This window comes from Gemmatimonadaceae bacterium (assembly GCA_037721215.1).
Lineage (GTDB): Bacteria > Gemmatimonadota > Gemmatimonadetes > Gemmatimonadales > Gemmatimonadaceae > UBA4720.
In genome coordinates this window covers 1-19,593 of the sequence record JBBJNV010000013.1, presented here as the reverse complement: position 1 = coordinate 19,593, position 19,593 = coordinate 1, and the positions used below count along the sequence as shown (strand labels likewise).

Sequence of the window (19,593 nt, the reverse complement as noted above, 5' to 3'; positions counted from 1 at the left end):
CGCTTGCCTGGAGACACGTGCACAAACGGAAGGAAGCCGCTAAAAAGAAGACCCGAACGTCAGATAGAAGCTCGCTGATCGCGCGCGACCTTCCTGCCCGTTGGCCACCGGCACCGCAACACCGGCCCTGAGCCTGGCAGGGACATCGTACTGAATTGCCGTGTCGAAATTCAGCTCGCCCCCGACTGAGGCCAGCCATGGCGCGCTCGTGCTTTTTCGGGTGGCGCCACATACTACCGACGTGGTGTCTGCGCCCGCGGGACAATACGCCCTGCCTGCATCCGCGAACCCGGAAACCGATATCCGGTCAATGAGCAGTGGAATGTACGGATACCGCCGCGAAGGAGCAGCGAGCGGCGCGCGGTACTCGAGAGATCCGGAAAAGGCCCTGATCCCCTGCTGCGCCGATGGCGGGAACCCCCGGATGCCGAAAGTGCGGCGCTGATCACCGATCCCCAGGCTGCTGAGTCCCTCGATGCTTCCACCGCTCAGCCCGCCCACGGAAAACGAGGTTATGGCGCGGTCGTCCGCGATGCCGGCCGCAGTGCGCAATGCCAGCACGTGGTGCGCGAAGCCCGGCAGGTCGAGCGATTTGTACCCCGCCGCCACGCCAACCACACTCCGGCTTCCCCCGGCCGACCCTCCGCTTTGCCACCGCTGCCGGGCTGTACCGCTGAGTGAAACTCCATCTTCGCGCGAAATACTCAGGGATGGACGCCTGGTGTTCGACCATCCTCCGGATGCAAAAACCGAGGGATAATGCCGAGTTCTGCCGAATAGCGAGGGAAGCTTCGCCAGCAGCGTGTCTGGATCGGTGCCGTGATTCCGCGACTCCACCTCACCGCCGCTCGTGAATGACGCGAACGTTCGGGCCCTTGGCCGAATCAGCGTCGCATCGACTCGATAGATGCGCGATCGTCTCGCGAGATCTCCAACTTTATCACGACCCCGGTTGAACAACGGGAAATGCTCCCACGCCTGCTCGGCACTCGCGTTCACGAATGGCTGCCCGAATCCGCCGTATCGGTAACCGGCGTATCCGTCGGCCTCGCGATATCTGGTATTCCATGCGGCAGACACGAAGTATCCGTGCCGTCCCACAATGTCGTTTCCACTGGTGGCGGCGCCGACAAGTGTCCCTGTTTCAGTCGAACCCTCGATGATCGGCTCCCAGTACGTGGGTGCCAGCGAGCGCCATGGCGAGTATGGGCGGGTGGGCGTGACTTCGGCCGGAGCTGTTGGCGGCTCAAGCACCCCGGCGGCGCGGCATCCGCGACACTCACCGCGGGGATTTCGGATCAGTGCATCGTACGGCTCTGCCTTCTCAGCAGCCGATGGCAGGGGCGCAACGCCGAGGTGATACCCATCGAACCTGAATCCGAGGACAGCGAGTGAGCGGGCGTCGGGCGAGGGTTCAGGTGAAAACGCTCCAGTGTTGGATGCCGTCAATCGAACAAGCTGCCCTCCACGCGTTGCGGCGGTGACGTACACTTGCGTGATACCCGACCGGTCGGAAGTGAAGAACACTCGTGCTCCATCGGGTGCCCACGTCGGCGACCCGGCAACCGCCCGCTCCGATATCAGAATGTCCGTCACGCTCCCAAGCGTGTCCAGAACGACGATGTCAGAAAAACCGCCTCTCCTGAGACGAAGGACCGCGATCCGCGAACCGTCCGGTGACCAGGCCGGCTCCCCCCACTGGGTCGCACTGTCCCCCGTGGTAATGGGGTCGATTCGCGAGCCATCCCGTGAGACGCGCACAATACGAGTGGACCCCGGAACCGCTTGCACTGCGACGATGGCCCCGTCCTTTCTCGCATCTGCACGCGACAATCGCGCCCCACGAGTCAGCCTTGTCTGGCGTCCGTCACGCTCGATGTACAGATCATTTCGAAAATGAAAGGCGTCGGCGTAGTCGGGCTGCGAGAAAAGAATTCCACCATTTGAAAGCGGCACGCTCGGCCCGAGGGAATTACGCCTCCCAAGCTTCGTCACCCTTCCGTTGGTCAATACCGAGTAGGCCGATGCTACCTCGCGTCCGTTCGCGGCGGTATAAACCAACGCCGTGTCGTTCAGCCACTGCGGAGAAGAGACATATCGTCCGTCTCCGGTGAGCTCACGCCAGCCACTCATGGGTTCGGTTCCCCGCGGAGTTGCACGCCGCAGCGAATCGCTCCACTGCCTCCACGCATTTTCGAAGCTGATGCCGAACGCGCGCTTCGCCTTCCCGTTGAGCGAGAGGGGGAACACGGACGAGCTTGCGATATCGACGAACTGCCCCACCGACTTCGGTCCGCGGGTTCGCGACAGATGATCGAATATCATGCCGCCGTATGCGTAAACCGTCTCGCCCCCGGGGAAACGTGAGGTTTCCCGGGAGATTTCGCCCAGACGCGGAAAGCGGTTCGCCTCGGCGGCAGCGCGGGCGATCATGTAGTACTCCGACCCGTCGAGTCTTCCCGCGCCCGTCAGCCGTGATTCGAGATAGACGGCAAGGCCTTCCACAAGCCATGCCGGCTGAAACGCCGCGGGAAACAGAACTGGGTGGCGCCCGAAGATTGACCGGCCAATTTTCCAGATTCCACCAGCGCGATCGAGATGAAAGATGTGAGCGAGCTCGTGCGTAATGACGAGCGTGCTCCAGTCATCGAAGTTGCGCAATTCCGGGGTGTCGACGGGCGGATTGGCAAACACGACTATCCGGTTGGACGGAAAAGGAGTTGCGTATCCATTCACGTAATCGACGTTGTCGGCGATCACGAGATCGACCTTGCCCGAGGGCGGATGCAGCTCCGTGGACAGCAGCCGAAAAGCCCGCTCGGCATTCACTGCGCCGCGGCGTGCTTCGGACTCGAGCGGCCGTGTGAAATGCACACGGAAGTGCTCTGTTTCGACGGTGAGCCACTTGTCACTCGGCACGAGTTGCGCACTTGCGCGCTCAGGATACACACCCGCAAGGATGGCTGCCAGGCACAATGCGAGCTTCGAGAAGCAGAGTCGTTTTGCAATGCGTCTGCCGACCGCGACCGGCGTCAACGGCGCGCACCGGCGAGTGTGCGAAAGTAATCCTCCAATCCCGTCACCAGTCCTTTCGCGTACCGTTCCTGATACTCCGCAGTGCGGAGGGCCGCCTCCTGCTCGGGCACAATGATAAATGCGCCTTCCGCCAGAACCGATGGCATCCACGTCAGCCGCACGACAGCGAAGTTTTCACGCTTCACACCGTTGTCCCTGAGTGCAAGCTCCCGCACCAGACCCCGCTGGGTTGTCCGCGCAAGCGCCTGCGAGTGCGGGTGAAAATGGTAGGTTGCGGTGCCGTCAACACGCAGCGGATTGACTCCGTCGGGCACCGCGTTCAGGTGGATCGAGACCAGCGCGTGCGAGCCAGCGCGGCGCGCCAGTGCCGGCCTGTCGTTGAGCGCCACCGCTTCGGGCGTCGTTCGCGTCATGATGACGTTTGCACCTTGTGCCACAAGGAGAGCTTGCATGCGGAGCCCGATAGGCAGCGTGGCTTCAGGCTCCCACAAACCAGTGGGTCCGGTTGCGCCGATCGGTGGATGACCTGGATCGACGGTGATAGTGAGACCTCGCAACGGTGCGGCGGAATCGACCGCGGGAGGCCGCCGAACCCTGAAGGTGAACACGCCGTTTTCCCATAGCGGCAGATATCCGAACACCGGGCCGCGGAGAGCGAGAGAGTATTGCATCAGCGCCCCGACCGCCATCGAGCGGGCGGAAGTCACGTAGCTATTCCCGCCAGGATTGACGCTCACGGGCGTCGTCCGCGGGCCGGCGACACCGTATAGCGTGAGCGTGAGGGAGGAGTCGGTTTGTCGCACAAGGTAAGCAGGCCTGTCAGTGACAGGTATGTTGAGATCTGTCCATTCCTCCGCCACGGCGGTGCGGAATACGCCGGCTCGTAGCGGCACCGGACGGTACGCAAGCGGCAGCGTATCAAGATCGCTCCTCGCGATCCTGATTTTCTCCCTGCCGTCGAGGTCGATGTAGGCGTCAGGGCCTTTCGTCCCGGTAACCTTCACGATCGTCCCGGGGAAGAGAAACCAGCGCTGGGCTCCGCCACCTGGCGCATACCCTGTGACAACCCGGTCGGTATCGCTCGGATATACCGCGGGTCCAATCAACGTTGCGTATCGTGCCGGCGACATCGGTAATATCGTGTCGGGAGGCAGTGGCGTCAGTGGTGCCGTTACGGCCGGGGCGATCTTCACTGGCTGCGCGAGTCTGACGGTGTCGAAGCCCGTCGTCGCCACGATGTCGTATCGCGGATTCTCGGGCGAGGGATTTGCCAGCCAGGCGACGAATGCGCCATTTGGCCAGACGGGTGTTGGAACGCCGTTGACGGTGAGGCCGGCCAGGCCGTTGCCGACAGACCCAAAAACGAAGTTCGAGTCGCGCGACTGTATGAGATGCCCTGCCGGCGGATATACCACTCGTATCGCCAACGGTCCCGTGACGGTCGGCACTGCCGGCAGGGCCGGGTTGGCGGGCGGTACTGGCGCTCGCAGGACGACCGGCGGGGAGCGCGGAGGCCCGGCTTCAGGGCTCGGCGGGGAGCGAGGAGGCCCGGCATCAGGGCTCGGCGCGGATGGACCACGTGGAGTGCACGCAAATGTTGCGGCGACAGCAGTGGCAGCGAAAAGTCTCAACAAAATGTTCGTTGTCATAATGGGTGCCTGATCGTCTTTCGATTGAAGCTGATTGCGTGCTCGATACCATGGGTATCGCGGGTGAGTTCCTGCATCTCAGGCGAATCCGCCGTGTCTAACCTATATTCTCGCGGATGCCGTGGCCCCACCATACTTCGAATACGTCACCGCGCATCCAGGAATGCGCCGCGTCGGCCGCCTCGTGAACAGAGCCGAACCGTTCACAGCAGAGTTCCCGGCGCTTCCCGAAGGTACGATTGAAATCGTCGGGAAAAGCGATGTCGGCCTGATTCGCGAGCGCAACGAAGATTCGTTCCTGTTCGGCAATCTCGCCACTGGCGAGACGATTCGCGAGAACGGCGGCGGTTCGATGAGAGTCGAAGCCGTTCCCGCCCTGCTGATGGTCGCTGACGGCGTAGGAGGCGCGGTGTCTGGTGAAGTCGCCAGTGATCTCGCCGCGGAAGTTGCGTTCCGCCAGTTGCGTGAGCGCCGCGAGCGAGGTGCTCTCAAGGGCGCGGTCATAATCGCCGACTCTCTCAAACTCGCGGTCGTCGAAGCCAACGCAGCAATTCATGCCCGCGCGAAAGCCGATCCGCTGCATCGTGGAATGGGCACTACCGCGACGCTCGCGCTCGTCGTGCATGGCATGATCTACTTCGCTCAGGTTGGTGACAGCCGCGCCTATATCATCCGGAACGCGAGCGCTCGCCAGATGACCAAGGATCAGTCGCTCGTGCAGCGCATGGTCGATGCCGGAAAGCTGACACCCGAGCAGGCTGAAAGAAGCGAACACCGCAACATCATCCTGCAGGCGCTCGGGCCCGAAGAATCGATCGTGCCCGAGTTCACGCGCGAGAAACTGCAGCACGGAGACATCATACTTCTCTGCAGTGACGGGCTTTCCAACCAGATGACGTCGTCCGAGATAGCGGCAATCGCAATTGTACACGAAGATCTCGAGGCGATGTGCACAGCGTTAATCGACCTCGCACTCCAGACCGGCGCGCCCGACAACGCTACAGTGGTTGTTGGACGGTACACCATTCCCACCGGGTAGCCTGTCAGACAGCGGCGGTCTCACCGGTATGCGAGGCGGCACCGACGGGGTTTTCCCGCGACCACGGTGCGATGAACGGCAGCAGCAGCAACGCCGGCAGTCCGGCAGCAATCGTTATCAGGAAAAACGAAGGCCAGCCTGCTGCCTCGGCGATGGCGCCGGCGGGAGCCACCAGAATATCGCGGCTGGCAGCCATCAGGCTCGACAATAGCGCAAACTGCGTCGCGGAAAAGCGCTTGTTGCACATCGCCATCAGGAATGAGAGCAGCGCCGCCGTGACAAGTCCGGTGACGAAGTTTTCAATGACGATCACACCCAGCAGATTGCTCTGGCTGCGACCGGTGATCGACAGGAAATAATAGCCGAGGTTGCTGATGGCCTGAAGCACGGCGACAATCCAGAGCATCTTGTTGATTCCCAGACGGCCAAGCGCCGCGCCGCCCGCAAGCACTCCGACGATCGTCGCGATCAAACCTGCACCACCGAGTATGACCCCGATCTCCGCCTGTGTGTACCCGGCCTGAAGCAGAAACGGCGTGCTCATGTTGGCGGCCACACCATCGGAGTATCGATAGAGAACGATGAAGCCAAGTATCAGAATTCCCCGCCCTATTCCGGAGCGCGTGAAGAATTCGTGAAATGGCAGCACCACCGCTTCGCCAAGGGACTGTGGCGGCGCGTCACGCAGGACTGGCTCGGGCGCCAGGAAAGCGGCAATCATGCCGATCAGCATCAGCGCTGAGAGAAGCAGGTAAACGTTCGGCCATGAGATGCTGTCGGCGAGCACGAACGCCAGCGACCCCGTCACCAGCAACGCGATCCGGTATCCGAGAACCCAGAGCGCCGTACCAGCGCCCATCTCGCGTTCATCGAGTACATCCGTCCTGTACGCGTCGCCTGCAACGTCCTGGCTGGCACTGAAGACGGCAATCAGAATTGCATTCAGCGCGAGCGCCTGGAGCCCGCGTGCGGGATCATGCGCGGCCATCGCGGCAATGGCAATCAGCAGCAGAATCTGCGTGATGAGCAGCCATCCTCTTCGCCTGCCGAGGAATGGAGGGACATAGCGGTCGATGAAGGGAGCCCAGAGAAACTTTATCGAATACGGCAGCGCTACCAGGCTGAACAAACCGATCGTGGTGAGATCGACGTTCGCCGTCGTCATCCACGCTTTGAGTGTTCTGTCAGTGAGCCAGAGCGGCAGGCCCGACGAGAATCCGAGTACGAGGAGTGCCGCCATCTTCGGCTGGCCGAACAACCTCAGCGGCGACGCGGCGCGCGGAGCTGTCATCTGATTGCGATCTCCCGGAAAAAAATCATGACCCGCACGCTGCCCTGCCAATAATTATGCGGGCGTTCGCTTACCCAGAATCCGCGGTCCACTCGCACCAGTTGCAGTGGGAACGTTTCCGGAAACGCTGGTCAGATGGAGGTATCCGAGAAGCGCGAATGCGACTGCTTCTTTCGCTTCTCCGTCAAAGAACTTTGTGTCGAACGAGCTTACGCTTCGCGGCGCCAGCGCAGCACTGATCGCCGCAAAAAGCGCCGGATTTTTCGCGCCCCCCCCCGAGAGGAATACTTCATTAACGGGCTCAGCGATAAATCGGTTGTATGCGTCGCCGATACTGCGCGCGGTCAGGGAGACTGCGGTTGCAATGATGTCCTCGTCCCGGCACTGCGCGGACTCCTGCCGGCAAAGCGCTATCAGATTTTCTGAAAAGCCCTGACTGAACAATTCGGGACCAGTCGACTTGGGCGGAGACGCAAGGAAGTATGGTTGGCGAAGAAGCTTGTCGATGACCGCCGCAATGGGCGTACCCGCAGTGGCCAGTCGGCCGTCGACGTCGTACTTCAAGTCTGGCCGCAACTGGCGTGTGACCTTGTCGATAACTCCGCATCCGGGTCCTGTATCGAAGGCTCGGACACCGTTGAGATCCCCCCCGGGGGGTACCACAGTGACGTTCCCGATGCCGCCCAGGTTCTGCAGCGCTCTCCATTCAGCTTCGTGAGCGAAGAGCATCGAATCGGCCATAGGGACGAGCGGTGCACCCTGTCCTCCGGCAGCCATGTCGCGCACCCGGAAGTCACTTATAACGTCGAGCCCGGTCCGTTCCGCGATCACGGCCGCTTCGCCGAACTGCCAGGTGGAGTGTCCGGGCTCGTGCCAGACGGTCTGCCCGTGGGATGCAACGGCCGAGATGTGCGCACGCGACACGCCGGATTCGGCGATCACCGCGACGGCCGCATCTCCCAGCCAACCGCCAAGATCGAAGTTGAGACGACAGTACTCCGAAGCGGAGACGCCGGTAAGCGCGTTCGCGAGCCGCTTCCGTTGCACCGCCGTGTAGTCATGGGTGATGAACGCGAGCAGCTCGGCGCTGACCGTTCCGCCCGCGGTGCGCTCGAACCTTGTGACAGCCGCGGCTATTCCATCGAGAGATGTGCCGGACATGAGACCGACCACGACCGCCGTATTCATTCGATCACCGGCGGTGGCGCATCCGGGATTGCGCGCCGTATGACACCATCTGCACGCTCGAGCGCAGCGAGCGCCTCGTCCTTTCCCACTGCCAGCTTCTGCATGACGATGGCAGTCTTCACACTCCTCCCGGCGTCGTCCAGCAGCCGCTTCGCTTCGTTGCGAGTCACACCGCATACCTCGATTACGATTCGTTCGGCGCGATCGGTGAGCTTGTTGTTGGTTGCCCTCATGTCCACCATCAGATTGCCATACGTCTTTCCAAGCCTGATCATGGCGCCCGTGGTGATTGCGTTCAGAACAAGCTTCGTCGCGGTACCTGCCTTGAGACGTGTCGAGCCGGTTACGACCTCGGGGCCTACGATCGGAAGGATTGCGACGTCGACGCCGTCGATTACTTCAGCAGGCGGGGGCGAGCAGGAAACGATCGCGGTACTTGCGCCGAGCTCCGCGGCACGACGAAGTGCCGCGTGGACGTATGGCGTTGTGCCGGAAGCCGCAATGCCAACTACGAAATCGTCAGAGGCCACCGCAAGCGCATCCATCTCACGCGCACCATTTTCCGCGATGTCCTCGGCGCCTTCCTGCGAGCGGGTAAGCGCCGGAAGGCCGCCTGCAATTATGCCCTGAACCATGTCCGGATCAGTGCCAAATGTCGGTGGGCATTCGCTCGCATCGAGAACTCCAAGGCGGCCGGATGTTCCGGCGCCGATGTAAAAAAGCCTTCCCCCTGCCCGAAATGATTTTTCGGCAATGGCGATGGCGCGCGCAACTTCGGATCGCTGGCTTGCGACGGCGTCCGGAACGATGCGGTCTTCCGCGTTTATCACATCGACGATCTCCAGCGGGGATGCCAGATCTATCGAAGCAGTCCGCGGATTGCGACGTTCCGTTGCGCGGGGGTCATTCATGCGAAGCTGTATCGTGTGCCACGGCCCTAACTTACCCGCCGTTTCGCGCGGGCCGCAAGACAAACTGGAGCAATTTTGAGCAGACATACCTCGTTGCTGGTCACCATTCTGTCCGTGCTGGCGGGCGCCGCTGAATCGCATGCGCAGGTAAGGCTTCCCACGACGAGAGCAGCCGAACCAGCGACCTGGATTTCCATCAGCGGCGGATTGTTCAACGCCAATGGGGTAAGCGACAGTCAGACGGCAAGCACATGGGATTTTGGCCAAGCCTCAAATTTCCAGGCTCGCGCTGCCGTCGAGCGAACAATTCTCCAGAATCACATGTCAATTGGACTCGCGGCAACCTACCTCGGCGCGCCATTTACATACATCGGAAACGAAGGTGCTAACAGCTGCGCCAGGTGCGCGGCGCATCTCGATCTGCTGTCGCTGGGAGCTTCGTTCCACGTTGGCGGCGGAGCAGGATTGCACCAGGTACTGGAGGGGTCCGCAGGCATCGCCCAGTACCGCAACCTGCGCCGCGACAGCGACGGCTCGTCGCTGGCTCCGCTCAATGGCAACACCGACCCATATTTCACTTTCGGTTATGGGTTCGGTTATGCATTCAGCAATCGGATGCATGCGAGCGTGGTGCAGGATTTTGGTATCGTCGTGCACGAGCGCAAAGGGCTGTCGAGCGAGTTGAGCAACACGCTTCGGCAGCGAACCATCCGGCTCAACTTCCGCTACGGTACGGGCCGGCGATCGCGCGTCCGATAGTGTCATCAACGAGAAGGAGATTCCCTTGAACAACCAGAGGGTCTGGCTTGGCGTGCTGTCCGCGATCGCAGCTGCATGTTCACCCGGGACGATACCCCGCGAGCCGCGAGCCGTCATTTACCCCGCCGATGTACCTGAGCGCGTCGCTGCGACTTTTCCGGCGGGATGGCGATTTCCCTCGGGTTCTGCGAAAGCCACTGTTGCGGAACACGCAATGGTTGCGAGCAGCAGCCGCCTTTCGAGTGAGGCAGGAATCGAGATTCTGAAGGCCGGTGGGAACGCCATCGATGCCGCCGTGGCTGTCGGTTTTGCGCTGGCCGTGGTTTATCCGGAGGCGGGCAACATCGGTGGTGGTGGCTACATGGTCATTCGGATGGCGGACGGCCGAACCGCCGCGATCGATTACAGGGAAATTGCGCCCCTCGCCTCATTTCGGGACATGTACCTCGATGCCTCGGGAAGACTGACCGGGGCAGGGGTCACTGGCCGTGCCGCATCCGGGGTACCCGGAGCTGTCGCTGGATTGACCGAGGCACTGAGCAAGTACGGCTCGATGCCGCTGGCGAGGGTAATGGCACCCGCAATCAGGATGGCGACCGATGGGTTTATCGTCGACAGCACACTTTCGAGGTCAGTTGCGGGCAAGGCTTCGCTGATTTCGCAGTTTGCAGGAGCTGGCATTTTTCTGCCGGGCGGCAGGCCAATCGTGCCGGGGACAAGAATATTCCAGCCTGAGCTCGCCATGACGCTGAATCTGATAGCACGAAACGGCGCCGCAGGATTTTATCGCGGCCGGGTTGCCGAGCTGGTTGCGGCTGAGATGCAGCGCGATTGCCCAGCCGGTGTTACGCCGAGAACACGGGCCGCCAACGGTTGCGGGATTATCACGACCCGAGACATGGAGCAGTACAAAGCGGCGTGGCGTGAACCGATCAGGACGAACTATCGCGGCTATACTGTCTTGTCGATGCCCCCGTCGTCGTCCGGCGGGATCACTGTCGGTGAAACGCTGAACATCCTCGAAGGGTTCGAGCGGATGCCCGCGTTCGGCAGCGCTGGGTACTTCCATCTCGCGGGCTCGTCGTTCCAGCGTGCATTCATGGACAGGAATGCGCTGCTTGGCGATCCTGCCTTCGTGAAAATTCCGCGCGCCAGGCTGGAGAGCAAGGAGTATGCGCGCTCCCTGCGTCTCGGTATCAAGGCCGATCGCGCCACGCCGACTTCTGCATTGGCGGCGCCTCTGCGCGAGGGTAGCGAAACAACTCACTATTCGGTCGTCGATGCAACCGGTAACGCAGTCTCGACAACGACCACGATCAACAGCCTTTATGGATCCGGTGTACTGATCCGCGGCGCCGGATTTTTCATGAACAACGAGATGGATGATTTTGCTTCACAGCCGGGCCGGCCCAATCAGTTTGGGCTCGTACAGGGCGAAAGCAATGCAATTGCGCCAGGCAAGCGAATGCTCAGCGCCATGTCTCCAACGATCGTGCTCGACCCGCGCGGCGGCCTGCTGCTGGTCATAGGCGGGCGCGGTGGCCCGAGAATAATCACCAGCACCGCTGAAGTGATTCTCAATGTGATCGATCACCGTATGAACCTGTCGGATGCCATGAGTGCGCCGCGAATTCATCATCAGGCGCTTCCGGACTCAATGCGGTACGAGCGCGGCGGCCTTGATGCCGGCACGGTCGACCGGCTGATACGGATGGGCCATGCGCTTTCAGAGCAGTCCACCATCGGCGCCAGCATCGTTGCCATAAAGCGGATTTCCACCGGGTACGAGGGAATGGACGATCCTCGTTCAAACGGAGCGGCAGTCGGTTACTGAGTGCGCGGTCGCGCCGGTGAAGGCACGACCGCGCTTTGCCAGGACCGTCGCTTCCGGTTACGCCTGAATCTGGGTCGACGAGTCCAGTGTGACGGTGATCTGGCCGCCCGACGGAACGCAACCATCGTACTTGGCGGTCGCCGCAGCAGCGGCCGTTCCGGCTGCTGCGCCGCCGGCCGCGCCGATCACGGTCGATTTGGTGTCCTTGCCGAGTACCTGGCCCAGAATAGCACCGACAGCCGCGCCTCCGACAACTTTTTTCACATCCTTGTTGTTTTGTTTGCTCCTGACCTTGTCGACTTTGGCGTATGTGGTTGTCGCATCAATCGGATAGCTCCGCCCGCCAAACGACACGGCAACCACGCGGAAGCCGATTCGCACTTCGTCGTTAATATTGTCGCTGCGATCGAGCTCGGTGATCTCGACTGTCGCTGACGCGCCGGCGGGAATACGAGTACCGTTTGAACCTTCGATCGACTCCCTGACGGTTGCATTGAATCGCTGTCCAACGCGATTCGTGTTAGTGCAGATCCTTGCATTCGATGCCAGGCTCAATGTCGAACCCGCCGGAATCGTGCCGACGTTTCGTTCGCTACCCGAAGGCGTTCGCGTGACCGTATTTCCACTCGAAGTCGTGCCGGTCCGCTCAGACATGGCGCCTGAACGATTCGGAACAGGCTGGCGCGTTGCGGGTCTGCTGGCAACAGGAGCGCTCGGAGCGGGACGGTTCGAAGCAGAGCGACTCGGCGCAGGACGTGTCTGAGTAGGCCGCGGCGGAGCGGGCCGGTTTACAACTCGACCACCCGTGGACCGCGGCGGAGTTCGAACGACCGGCGGCGACGTCCGGACGGAAGGGCGACTTTCAGTGGAGGTACTGCCTGGCGATCCCGACCTTCCACGCACCGCCCCCTCACCTCTCTCCGGCGCCGCCGAAGCCAGCGGATCGGGCTCGTCACCGACGGCCACATCCTGCAATGCCGGCTGGGCGACACTGTCCTGATTGGCCATTTCCAGGTCGCGGTTCAGTGTGGTGTCCTGCGCGAGCGCGTCGCCGCTCGGTTTATCGTCTTCGCACGCCCCGATGAGAAATGCCGCCGAGAGCATCAGCAGTGCCCTCGAGCAAGTGTTGTAGTGTGACATTTATCAACTGCCTCCGTTATGTGTGAGGCCTGCCGTAGCTCAATGGGGCTGCTTTGTCAAAGGCGCAATCGGCATGCCATTTATTTCGGTGGATCCAGGGCGATTCGTGCATCGTGTCGGTTGACTATTTTTATACACCGTGAAAGAGATGATGCTTCGCGGGTGATCCAATTCCCCGAAAAGGCGATCGTGAGTCCGACGACCATCAGTTTCGTTCCTGCGGCAAATCTTGCCTGAGCCGCGTGACCTGAACGGCAGCGGCGGCCGGCACGCCACAGCGTCGGCAAGCACACGTCTCGAGACTGAGCTGGCGGCGTCTCAGCGTGTGATACAGGAACTCGTGGAAAGAGATGCGCTCAAGACGCAGTTTCTGTCCAACATCTCGCACGACCTCAGGACGCCGCTCACCGCCATCATCACGCACGCCGAGATTCTGCGTGACGGGATCCTCGGAGAAATGCCTCATCAGCAGCGTGAGAGTATTTCGGTCATCATCGCTGGCGGGCGTCAGCTGCTCGAGATGATATCCGAGATCCTGGTGCACGCCCGGGAGTCGAGCGAACCCGTCGGATTGGACACGACGGCTTTTCGCGTCGACGATATTGTGCATGAAGTGACCGTGCTGAACCAGTCACTCGCAGCCCGGAAGGGCGTAATGCTCGAGCGCCACATTGCCAGCGACCTTCCCCCTCTCAGGGCGGACTGGACCAAACTCGTTCACGTGCTGACGAACCTGTTGGGCAACGCGTTCGATTTTACCCCCCCTGGCGGACGGGTATGGATCAGGGCCTGCCGCGCTCACGAAGATCCGGCTCGCATGATCCTGCTCGAAGTTGGCGACACCGGACCAGGCATTGCCGCAGAACACCACGATCTAATTTTCCGGGAGTTCGCGCAGGTCGACTCTTCCGCGTCCCGCGCCCATCATGGCACGGGCCTCGGATTGACAATCGCGCGGCGGTATGTGGAGCTGCATGGCGGACGAATCTGGGTGGAGAGCGAGCTGGGTGCGGGCAGCAGGTTTTTTTTCACACTGCCGGCTGGCTGTGATCAGTAGTGCCGGGGCGGATATTTCTCGTCGAAGACAGCGTGATGGTATCGGGCGCTATTCGCACGCTACTCAAAGCCAGTGGCTACGAGGTAGACCTGGCGGCAACTGCAGCCGACGCGATTGCCGTCGATGCATCGACACCCCACGACCTGATGCTGCTGGACCTTACCCTTCCGGACGCTGACGGATTGTCCGTAATCGGCGGACTCAGAGCCCGCGGATTGCTACCACGGTCCGTCCTTGCATTGACCGGTCACGCTGATCTGGCGACACGACAGCGGTGCATTTCGGCTGGATGCGATGAGGTGCTGGTCAAGCCGGTCCCGCTGCGACAGCTTCTGCAGCTCATCGCCGAAAGAATGGCGTGACCGACCGGCGTTCGCATCCGCGGGCAGGTCCATGGATGCGCTGGTATTATTCCGCCAAGTATCACCTTTTCGAGCGCGAAAAGAGGCCTCGTGATGGCCGCCGCGGGCTCATCATGCTTCAGGTTGATGCCCTGGCATACGCCGATCTGCAGCGAGCGCTCGAGCGCGGGCTCTGCCCGACAATCGAGCGTCTGCTGCGCGACGACCAGTTCACACTTCGACGATGGTTCTGCGGGCTTCCTTCGGCAACGCCGTATTGCCAGGCGGGAATCTTCCACGGAGAGAACCACGGAATTCCTGCATTCCGGTTTTATGACAAGCCGGCGAGAAAAGTGATCACCTGCAATGCGCCCCACGGCGTACAGTACATCCGCGACAGGATCAAATCACCGGGAGGGCTCGCCGGCGGTTCGAGCTATGTAAATCTCCTCGATGGCGACGCGGACACCGTTGCATTCACGGTCGCGACACGGGAAAAAATGTCCGTGTACGAACGACTTGGGGGTACCCGCATGGCCCTGCTGATGGTCCTGCATCCCGTTCGCATTGCGAGAATGCTGGTTCAAGGTGTCTTCGAGTATCTGCTCGAGGAATGGGAGCGGCTGCGTGGAGAACTGGCGGGCCGCGTCACGCACTCCGAAGGAATTTTTCCCTTCATCCGCATTCTCAGCAACGTCATTATTCGCGAGCTGCAGACGATGGCGATACTGCTGGATGTCTATCTGGGCGTCCCGATCATCTACAGCACCTTCATGCAATACGATGAGCTTGCCCATCACTTCGGTCCGTCGAGCAAGCAGGCGCTCGGAGACCTTCGCCGCACTGACGCCCGGATTTCGGAGATCTGGAGAATGGCCCGGCTTGCCGGTGGTCGCGGCTATGATCTTGTAATACTGTCCGATCACGGAATGACTCCGGCGCAGAGCTACCGTGTGAAGTTTGGTGAGTCGCTGGGCGCGACCGTACAGCGCGTTCTCGACGGCGACGTACTTGCCAGTCATTCAGAAGCAAGCGAGTACGCCGACATCGGTCCCGAAGTCATCGAAGCGTTTGCGCTCATCACCCCCGCTGCGCGACAAGGAACGAGACGCGCCCTGAGGCGCACCCGTGACTGGCTCCGCAGCCGCTACGGAATCAGGGAAATCATCATCCCCGAGAAGTATCGTGTCGCCGCCCGTCACGACCTCGTAGTCACGTACAGTTCCTGCCTCGCCCTCGTCTATTTTGCGAGCGTCGAGCGTCAGCTCGATCTCAGCGAGATTCTGAGCGAGCCGAAATGGCGAGCACTTTACGATGCACTTCTCGCGCACCCGGGAATCGGACTGGTTGCAACCCGTGACTCAGGCGAGGTCTACGTCCAGAGCAGAACAGGCAGGGCACTTTTGAAAGACGGAGGCGTCAAAACCCTGGAGGGACGCAATCCGCTCGAGCCGTACGGAACCGAGGTCTATGTGGTGAATGCAATCGTGGAGCTGGTAACCCAGCCGAACGCGGGCGATTGCGTCCTGTTTGGCGATTATGATGGAAATGAGATCGTATCGTTCGACGACCAGATTGGCGCCCACGGATCGGCAGGGGGTGATCAGGTCTACCCGTTTCTCATTGCGCCCAGGTGGCTCGACGTGGAAAACGCGGTGATGGAGAACGCCCGGGACATGCACCGGGTGGTGCTGTCACGGTACCCGCGAGCTGTCAGCGACTGAAGGCACCCAGCTGACGAGCGAGCGAAATGCGGCGCCTCCTATCTTTTCCGGCTCGAACGGTTCGCCGGCCCGTTTCATCACACCCTGCACCACCGCGTCGAGCGTGATGAGCGGAGCGTCTGCTTCTGCGGTTACGTCGACTTCCCACTTCCCTCGCTCTTTCCCTTTGAGCGTGTGGCAATATCGCGCACTGTACACTGTGCGCCGCTCCTGCAACGGCACGTGCACAGCTACGATAGCGGCGCCGGTCTCCAGACCACCCTGCCGGATGGGGGGAAACAGCCGTACCTCTTCCACCGAGCCCGCGTCCAGCCGGACGGCGATATCTCTCAGAAATCTTTCGGTAGTGTCGATCATTCACGCTGAAGTTGTTCCCTGCCCTACAACAATGCTACCGGATCGCGATCGAGCGTGACGCGAAGTGCCATCGGCACCGGAAACCGCTCCATGAAATAACGGGATACGCGCGTCAGTTCCGCCGCCTGCGCCGATTTCAGCAGAAGGTGCCAGCGCCAGCGCGTCTTGACGCGCTCGATCGGGCATGGGGCTGGCCCGACAATGCCGACCGCGCCCGCCGTCTGCGACGCAATGAGCTCCCGCATCCATTCCGACGCCCGCGTCGCAAGAATAGCGGTTGCCTCGGCGTTCGTCCCGCTGAAAACGATGTTCACCAGTCGCACGTTCGGCGGATACGCTGGATTTACCCGACCGTCGAGCTCCTCGCGCACGAACGTGTGATAATCGTGTGCAACCGCGCAGACGACCGCGTGATGTCCCGGGACTCGCGTCTGAATCAGCACCCGCCCGCCTTTGACGCCACGCCCGGCGCGTCCCGCAACCTGGCTGAGCAACTGGAAACATCGTTCCGAGGCGCGGAAGTCCGGGAGATTGATCCCCACATCCGCATCGATCACCCCGACGAGCGTCACATCGGGAAAGTCGAGCCCTTTGGCGATCATCTGCGTACCCAGAAGAATATCTATCGCTCCGGCCCCAACCCTGTCGAGGATTTCAGTGTGCGCCCACTTGCCACTCGTTGTATCCACATCCATGCGCGCGATCCGTGCGCCTGGAAACCGGTCGGCAAGCAGCCTCTCCACCTGCTGGGTGCCAAGCCCACGATTGTTCAGCGTAAGTCCTCCACAACGCGCGCACGAGTCACGCACTGCGTCCTGGTACGCGCAATAGTGGCACAACAGGCGCTCGGGCGCGCGGTGATGTGTCAGCGTGATACTGCAGTTGGGACACACCACTACATCACCGCAATCGTTACACTGAACGAAAGCCGAGTATCCCCGGCGGTTGAGAAGCAGGATGGATTGGTCGCCACGGCGCATGGTTTCCGTCAATGCGCCATCGAGCTCCTCCCGGATCACGTTGCCGTATGTCACACCGTACCCGCTGACGGGTTGCCCGGAGGGCAACGGCTGGCGGCGCAGATCGATCACGCCGACCCGCGGCAGACTCCCGCCGCCGACACGCGCCGGCAGCGTCAGCAATGAGTACTTCCCGCCAACGGCGTTCGTCCATGACTCCAGCGAGGGCGTCGCACTGCCGAGCACCACGATTGCGCCCTCGGCTCTGGCGCGGACGATTGCCACCTCCCGGGCGTGATAGCGGGGATTCTCGCCCTGCTTGTAGCTCGACTCGTGCTCCTCGTCGACGATGATTGCTCCGAGGTTGGACATTGGAGCGAAGACCGCCGAGCGTGCGCCAACGGCGATGCGCTTGTCACCCCGCTGCAGTGCCCGCCACGCGTCGTATCGCTCGCCGTCGCTGAGAGCCGAATGGAGCACAGCAATCTGATCGCCGAAAACTGAACGGAATCTGTCGACGGTCTGGGGAGTGAGCGCAATCTCAGGAACCAGCACGATTGCGGTCTTCCCGCGATTCCCGACGATCTCACGCAACAACTCGATGTAAACGAGTGTCTTGCCGCTGCCCGTAATTCCGTGAAGCAGAAACACTTCTCCGTCATTTCCAGCGGCGGTCGCGTCAATCGCGCGCTGCTGTGCATCGGTTGGCACATGTAGGGTCGGCGGTTTTATCGCGCGCGACGCGAACGGATCCCGGTCCACAGCCTCGGCATCAATGCCGATGAGCCTCCGTTTTTCAAGACCCTTGAGAACCGACGGCGAGAACGCGAGCTGTCCCAGAAGATGTTCCAGAGTACTCGTGCCTCCCAGTGACTCGAGCATCTCGAACACCGCGCGCTGCTGCGGTGCACGCGCAAACGCTTTCTCCCGGTGGGTGAGAGTGGGCAGATCATCCAGCAGGCGAACGACGCGATGGGTTTTGCGCGTCGGCTGTGGCTGACCCGCGCCGGTCATCGCCGCCGGCAGCACGGAGCGAAGCGCGATGCCGATGGGCACGATGTAGTACTCTGCAATCCATTGCCCCAGAGAAAGCATGTTCGCGCTGATTACAGGCCCGTCGTCGGGCACTTCGATGACCTGCTTCGCCTCTTGTCGCATTTCTGTCGCACCGTCCGCCTGACCGAGGCAGATTCCGATCTTGCGGCGGTTTCGAAAGGGTACGAGCACTCGCGATCCCGCCGTCGGGATTCGGCGCTCGTCAGGATCGAGCGCATACGTGAAAGTCTGAAACAGCGGCACTGGAATGGCCACTTCCACCAGTGACGTCGCCCGTTGCCTCATGGGCCGATCAGCGCGCGCTGCTGCTGTCCAGCTCGGGCAGAGGCCGTTGCGCCCGTTCGGCGCCGAGTCCGGGCAGGTCACTCAGCGTAATCCGCCCGCATGGAATTCCGGCCCCGGTGAACGGGTCATTGGCGAGCAGCGCGGCGCCGTCCAGGTCCGCGCTGTCGAGTAACGGCGCGAGCTGCGCGATAGCCGAGATTCCGAGGCTCGATTCTATCATGCACCCCGCCATTACCATCATTCCGAACGCGCGCGCGGTGTGGACCATGCGCAATGCTTCCCGCAGGCTGCCGCACTTTGCGAGCTTAATGTTGATGCCATCCACTGCGCCCGCCAGCCGGGGAATATCCGTCGCAACGAGGCACGATTCATCGGCGACTATCGGCAACCTCGATCTGGTGCGGACGAAGCGCATGCCTTCGATGTCGTGATGAGCGACCGGCTGCTCGACGAATTCAACGTCGTGATCTGCAAGGAAGTCGATCATCCGGACTGCTCTTGATGGAGTCCAGGCGGCGTTGGCGTCGACGCGCAGCTTCTTTCCCGGCGCGGCGTCGCGGACGACGCGTACTATCTCCTCGTCGCGGTTGCTGCCGAGCTTCAGCTTGAGAATGGGGTAATCGGACGCATCGGCAACTCGCTGTTGCAGGCCTTCGTTATCCGCGATGCCGATGGTGAAACTGGATTCCGGCGCATCGCCTGCGTCGAGCCCCCAGAGCCGGTGCACCGGCAATCCTGTCCGCTTACCGGCGATGTCATGCAACGCCGCACTGACGGCGCTTTTCGCTGACCCGTTGCCGCGCAGCACGCGATCGAGCTTCAATTCAATCGATTCGAGCGACCACGAGTCGGCAGTGAGGAGAATGGGAGCGAACTGCGCGAGCGCGGCGGCGACTGTAGCAGTGCTCTCACCGTAAAACCGGTTAGGCGCGGCTTCACCAGACCCTTCCACGCCGTCGTTGTCGGT

At 61.6% G+C, this 19,593-nt stretch carries 15 protein-coding genes; 6 read left to right on the top strand and 9 right to left on the bottom strand.

Translation table 11 applies throughout. The features are described from left to right. Positions 1 to 39: 39 nt before the first annotated feature. Together WKF55_08505 and WKF55_08500 are read right to left on the bottom strand one after the other, a co-directional pair. Entirely contained in the window at positions 40 to 3,036 is a 2,997-nt protein-coding gene (locus WKF55_08505; protein ID MEJ7759621.1) for a hypothetical protein, read from the bottom strand. After that, positions 3,033 to 4,685 carry an N-acetylmuramoyl-L-alanine amidase gene (locus WKF55_08500; GenBank protein MEJ7759620.1) on the bottom strand — a complete coding sequence of 551 codons (1,653 nt, stop codon included), beginning with the start codon at positions 4,683 to 4,685 and terminating at the stop codon, positions 3,033 to 3,035. The genes WKF55_08505 and WKF55_08500 overlap by 4 nt, the downstream gene beginning before the upstream one ends. 121 nt (positions 4,686 to 4,806) lie before the next feature. Between WKF55_08500 and WKF55_08495 the strand changes: the two genes are divergently transcribed. Then, positions 4,807 to 5,724 (top strand): protein phosphatase 2C domain-containing protein, encoded by a 918-nt coding sequence (locus WKF55_08495; GenBank protein ID MEJ7759619.1) that lies wholly within the window; start codon positions 4,807 to 4,809, stop codon positions 5,722 to 5,724. A gap of 4 nt (positions 5,725 to 5,728) precedes the next feature. Here WKF55_08495 and WKF55_08490 read toward each other — a convergent pair whose 3' ends face one another. From WKF55_08490 to murQ, 3 genes are read right to left on the bottom strand one after another with little or no spacing between them, the layout of a single operon-like run. Further along, positions 5,729 to 7,015: an AmpG family muropeptide MFS transporter gene (locus tag WKF55_08490; GenBank protein ID MEJ7759618.1), complete on the bottom strand. Its 1,287-nt coding sequence runs from the start codon at positions 7,013 to 7,015 to the stop codon at positions 5,729 to 5,731. A gap of 54 nt (positions 7,016 to 7,069) precedes the next feature. Continuing rightward, complete coding sequence (locus WKF55_08485) at positions 7,070 to 8,203, bottom strand: anhydro-N-acetylmuramic acid kinase (GenBank protein MEJ7759617.1); 1,134 nt, start codon at positions 8,201 to 8,203, stop codon at positions 7,070 to 7,072. Then, complete coding sequence (murQ, locus tag WKF55_08480; GenBank protein MEJ7759616.1) at positions 8,200 to 9,114, bottom strand: N-acetylmuramic acid 6-phosphate etherase; 915 nt, start codon at positions 9,112 to 9,114, stop codon at positions 8,200 to 8,202. Before murQ ends, WKF55_08485 begins: the two co-directional genes overlap by 4 nt. 75 nt (positions 9,115 to 9,189) lie before the next feature. On the opposite strand from murQ, the gene WKF55_08475 reads away from it, so the two are divergent. Both WKF55_08475 and ggt read left to right on the top strand, forming a co-directional pair. Further along, positions 9,190 to 9,873 (top strand): hypothetical protein, encoded by a 684-nt coding sequence (locus tag WKF55_08475; protein MEJ7759615.1) that lies wholly within the window; start codon positions 9,190 to 9,192, stop codon positions 9,871 to 9,873. A gap of 25 nt (positions 9,874 to 9,898) precedes the next feature. After that, complete coding sequence (gene ggt / locus WKF55_08470; protein MEJ7759614.1) at positions 9,899 to 11,707, top strand: gamma-glutamyltransferase; 1,809 nt, start codon at positions 9,899 to 9,901, stop codon at positions 11,705 to 11,707. A gap of 57 nt (positions 11,708 to 11,764) precedes the next feature. On the opposite strand, the gene WKF55_08465 is transcribed toward ggt, so the two are convergent. Continuing rightward, the gene (locus WKF55_08465) at positions 11,765 to 12,847 is read right to left on the bottom strand and encodes a hypothetical protein (protein MEJ7759613.1); all 1,083 of its coding nucleotides are present in this window, start codon (positions 12,845 to 12,847) and stop codon (positions 11,765 to 11,767) included. Positions 12,848 to 13,076: 229 nt separating this feature from the next. Here WKF55_08465 and WKF55_08460 point away from each other — a divergent pair, with 229 nt between their 5' ends. From WKF55_08460 to WKF55_08450, 3 genes are read left to right on the top strand one after another with little or no spacing between them, the layout of a single operon-like run. Next, entirely contained in the window at positions 13,077 to 13,904 is an 828-nt protein-coding gene (locus WKF55_08460; GenBank protein MEJ7759612.1) for a HAMP domain-containing sensor histidine kinase, read from the top strand. Continuing rightward, positions 13,904 to 14,266, top strand: a complete 363-nt coding sequence (locus WKF55_08455; GenBank protein MEJ7759611.1) for a response regulator — start codon at positions 13,904 to 13,906, stop codon at positions 14,264 to 14,266. The genes WKF55_08460 and WKF55_08455 overlap by 1 nt, the downstream gene beginning before the upstream one ends. Further along, on the top strand, positions 14,263 to 15,969 hold the full coding sequence (locus tag WKF55_08450) for an alkaline phosphatase family protein (protein ID MEJ7759610.1): 1,707 nt from the start codon (positions 14,263 to 14,265) through the stop codon (positions 15,967 to 15,969). The genes WKF55_08455 and WKF55_08450 overlap by 4 nt, the downstream gene beginning before the upstream one ends. Here WKF55_08450 and WKF55_08445 read toward each other — a convergent pair. The 3 genes from WKF55_08445 to WKF55_08435 all read right to left on the bottom strand — a co-directional run. Beyond that, positions 15,940 to 16,326 (bottom strand): hypothetical protein, encoded by a 387-nt coding sequence (locus WKF55_08445; GenBank protein ID MEJ7759609.1) that lies wholly within the window; start codon positions 16,324 to 16,326, stop codon positions 15,940 to 15,942. The two genes, WKF55_08450 and WKF55_08445, sit on opposite strands and share 30 nt — an antisense overlap. A gap of 23 nt (positions 16,327 to 16,349) precedes the next feature. Then, entirely contained in the window at positions 16,350 to 18,626 is a 2,277-nt protein-coding gene (gene priA / locus WKF55_08440; protein ID MEJ7759608.1) for a primosomal protein N', read from the bottom strand. Positions 18,627 to 18,633: 7 nt separating this feature from the next. Next, on the bottom strand, positions 18,634 to 19,593 hold a 960-nt coding region (locus WKF55_08435; protein MEJ7759607.1), incomplete at its 5' end, for a dipeptide epimerase.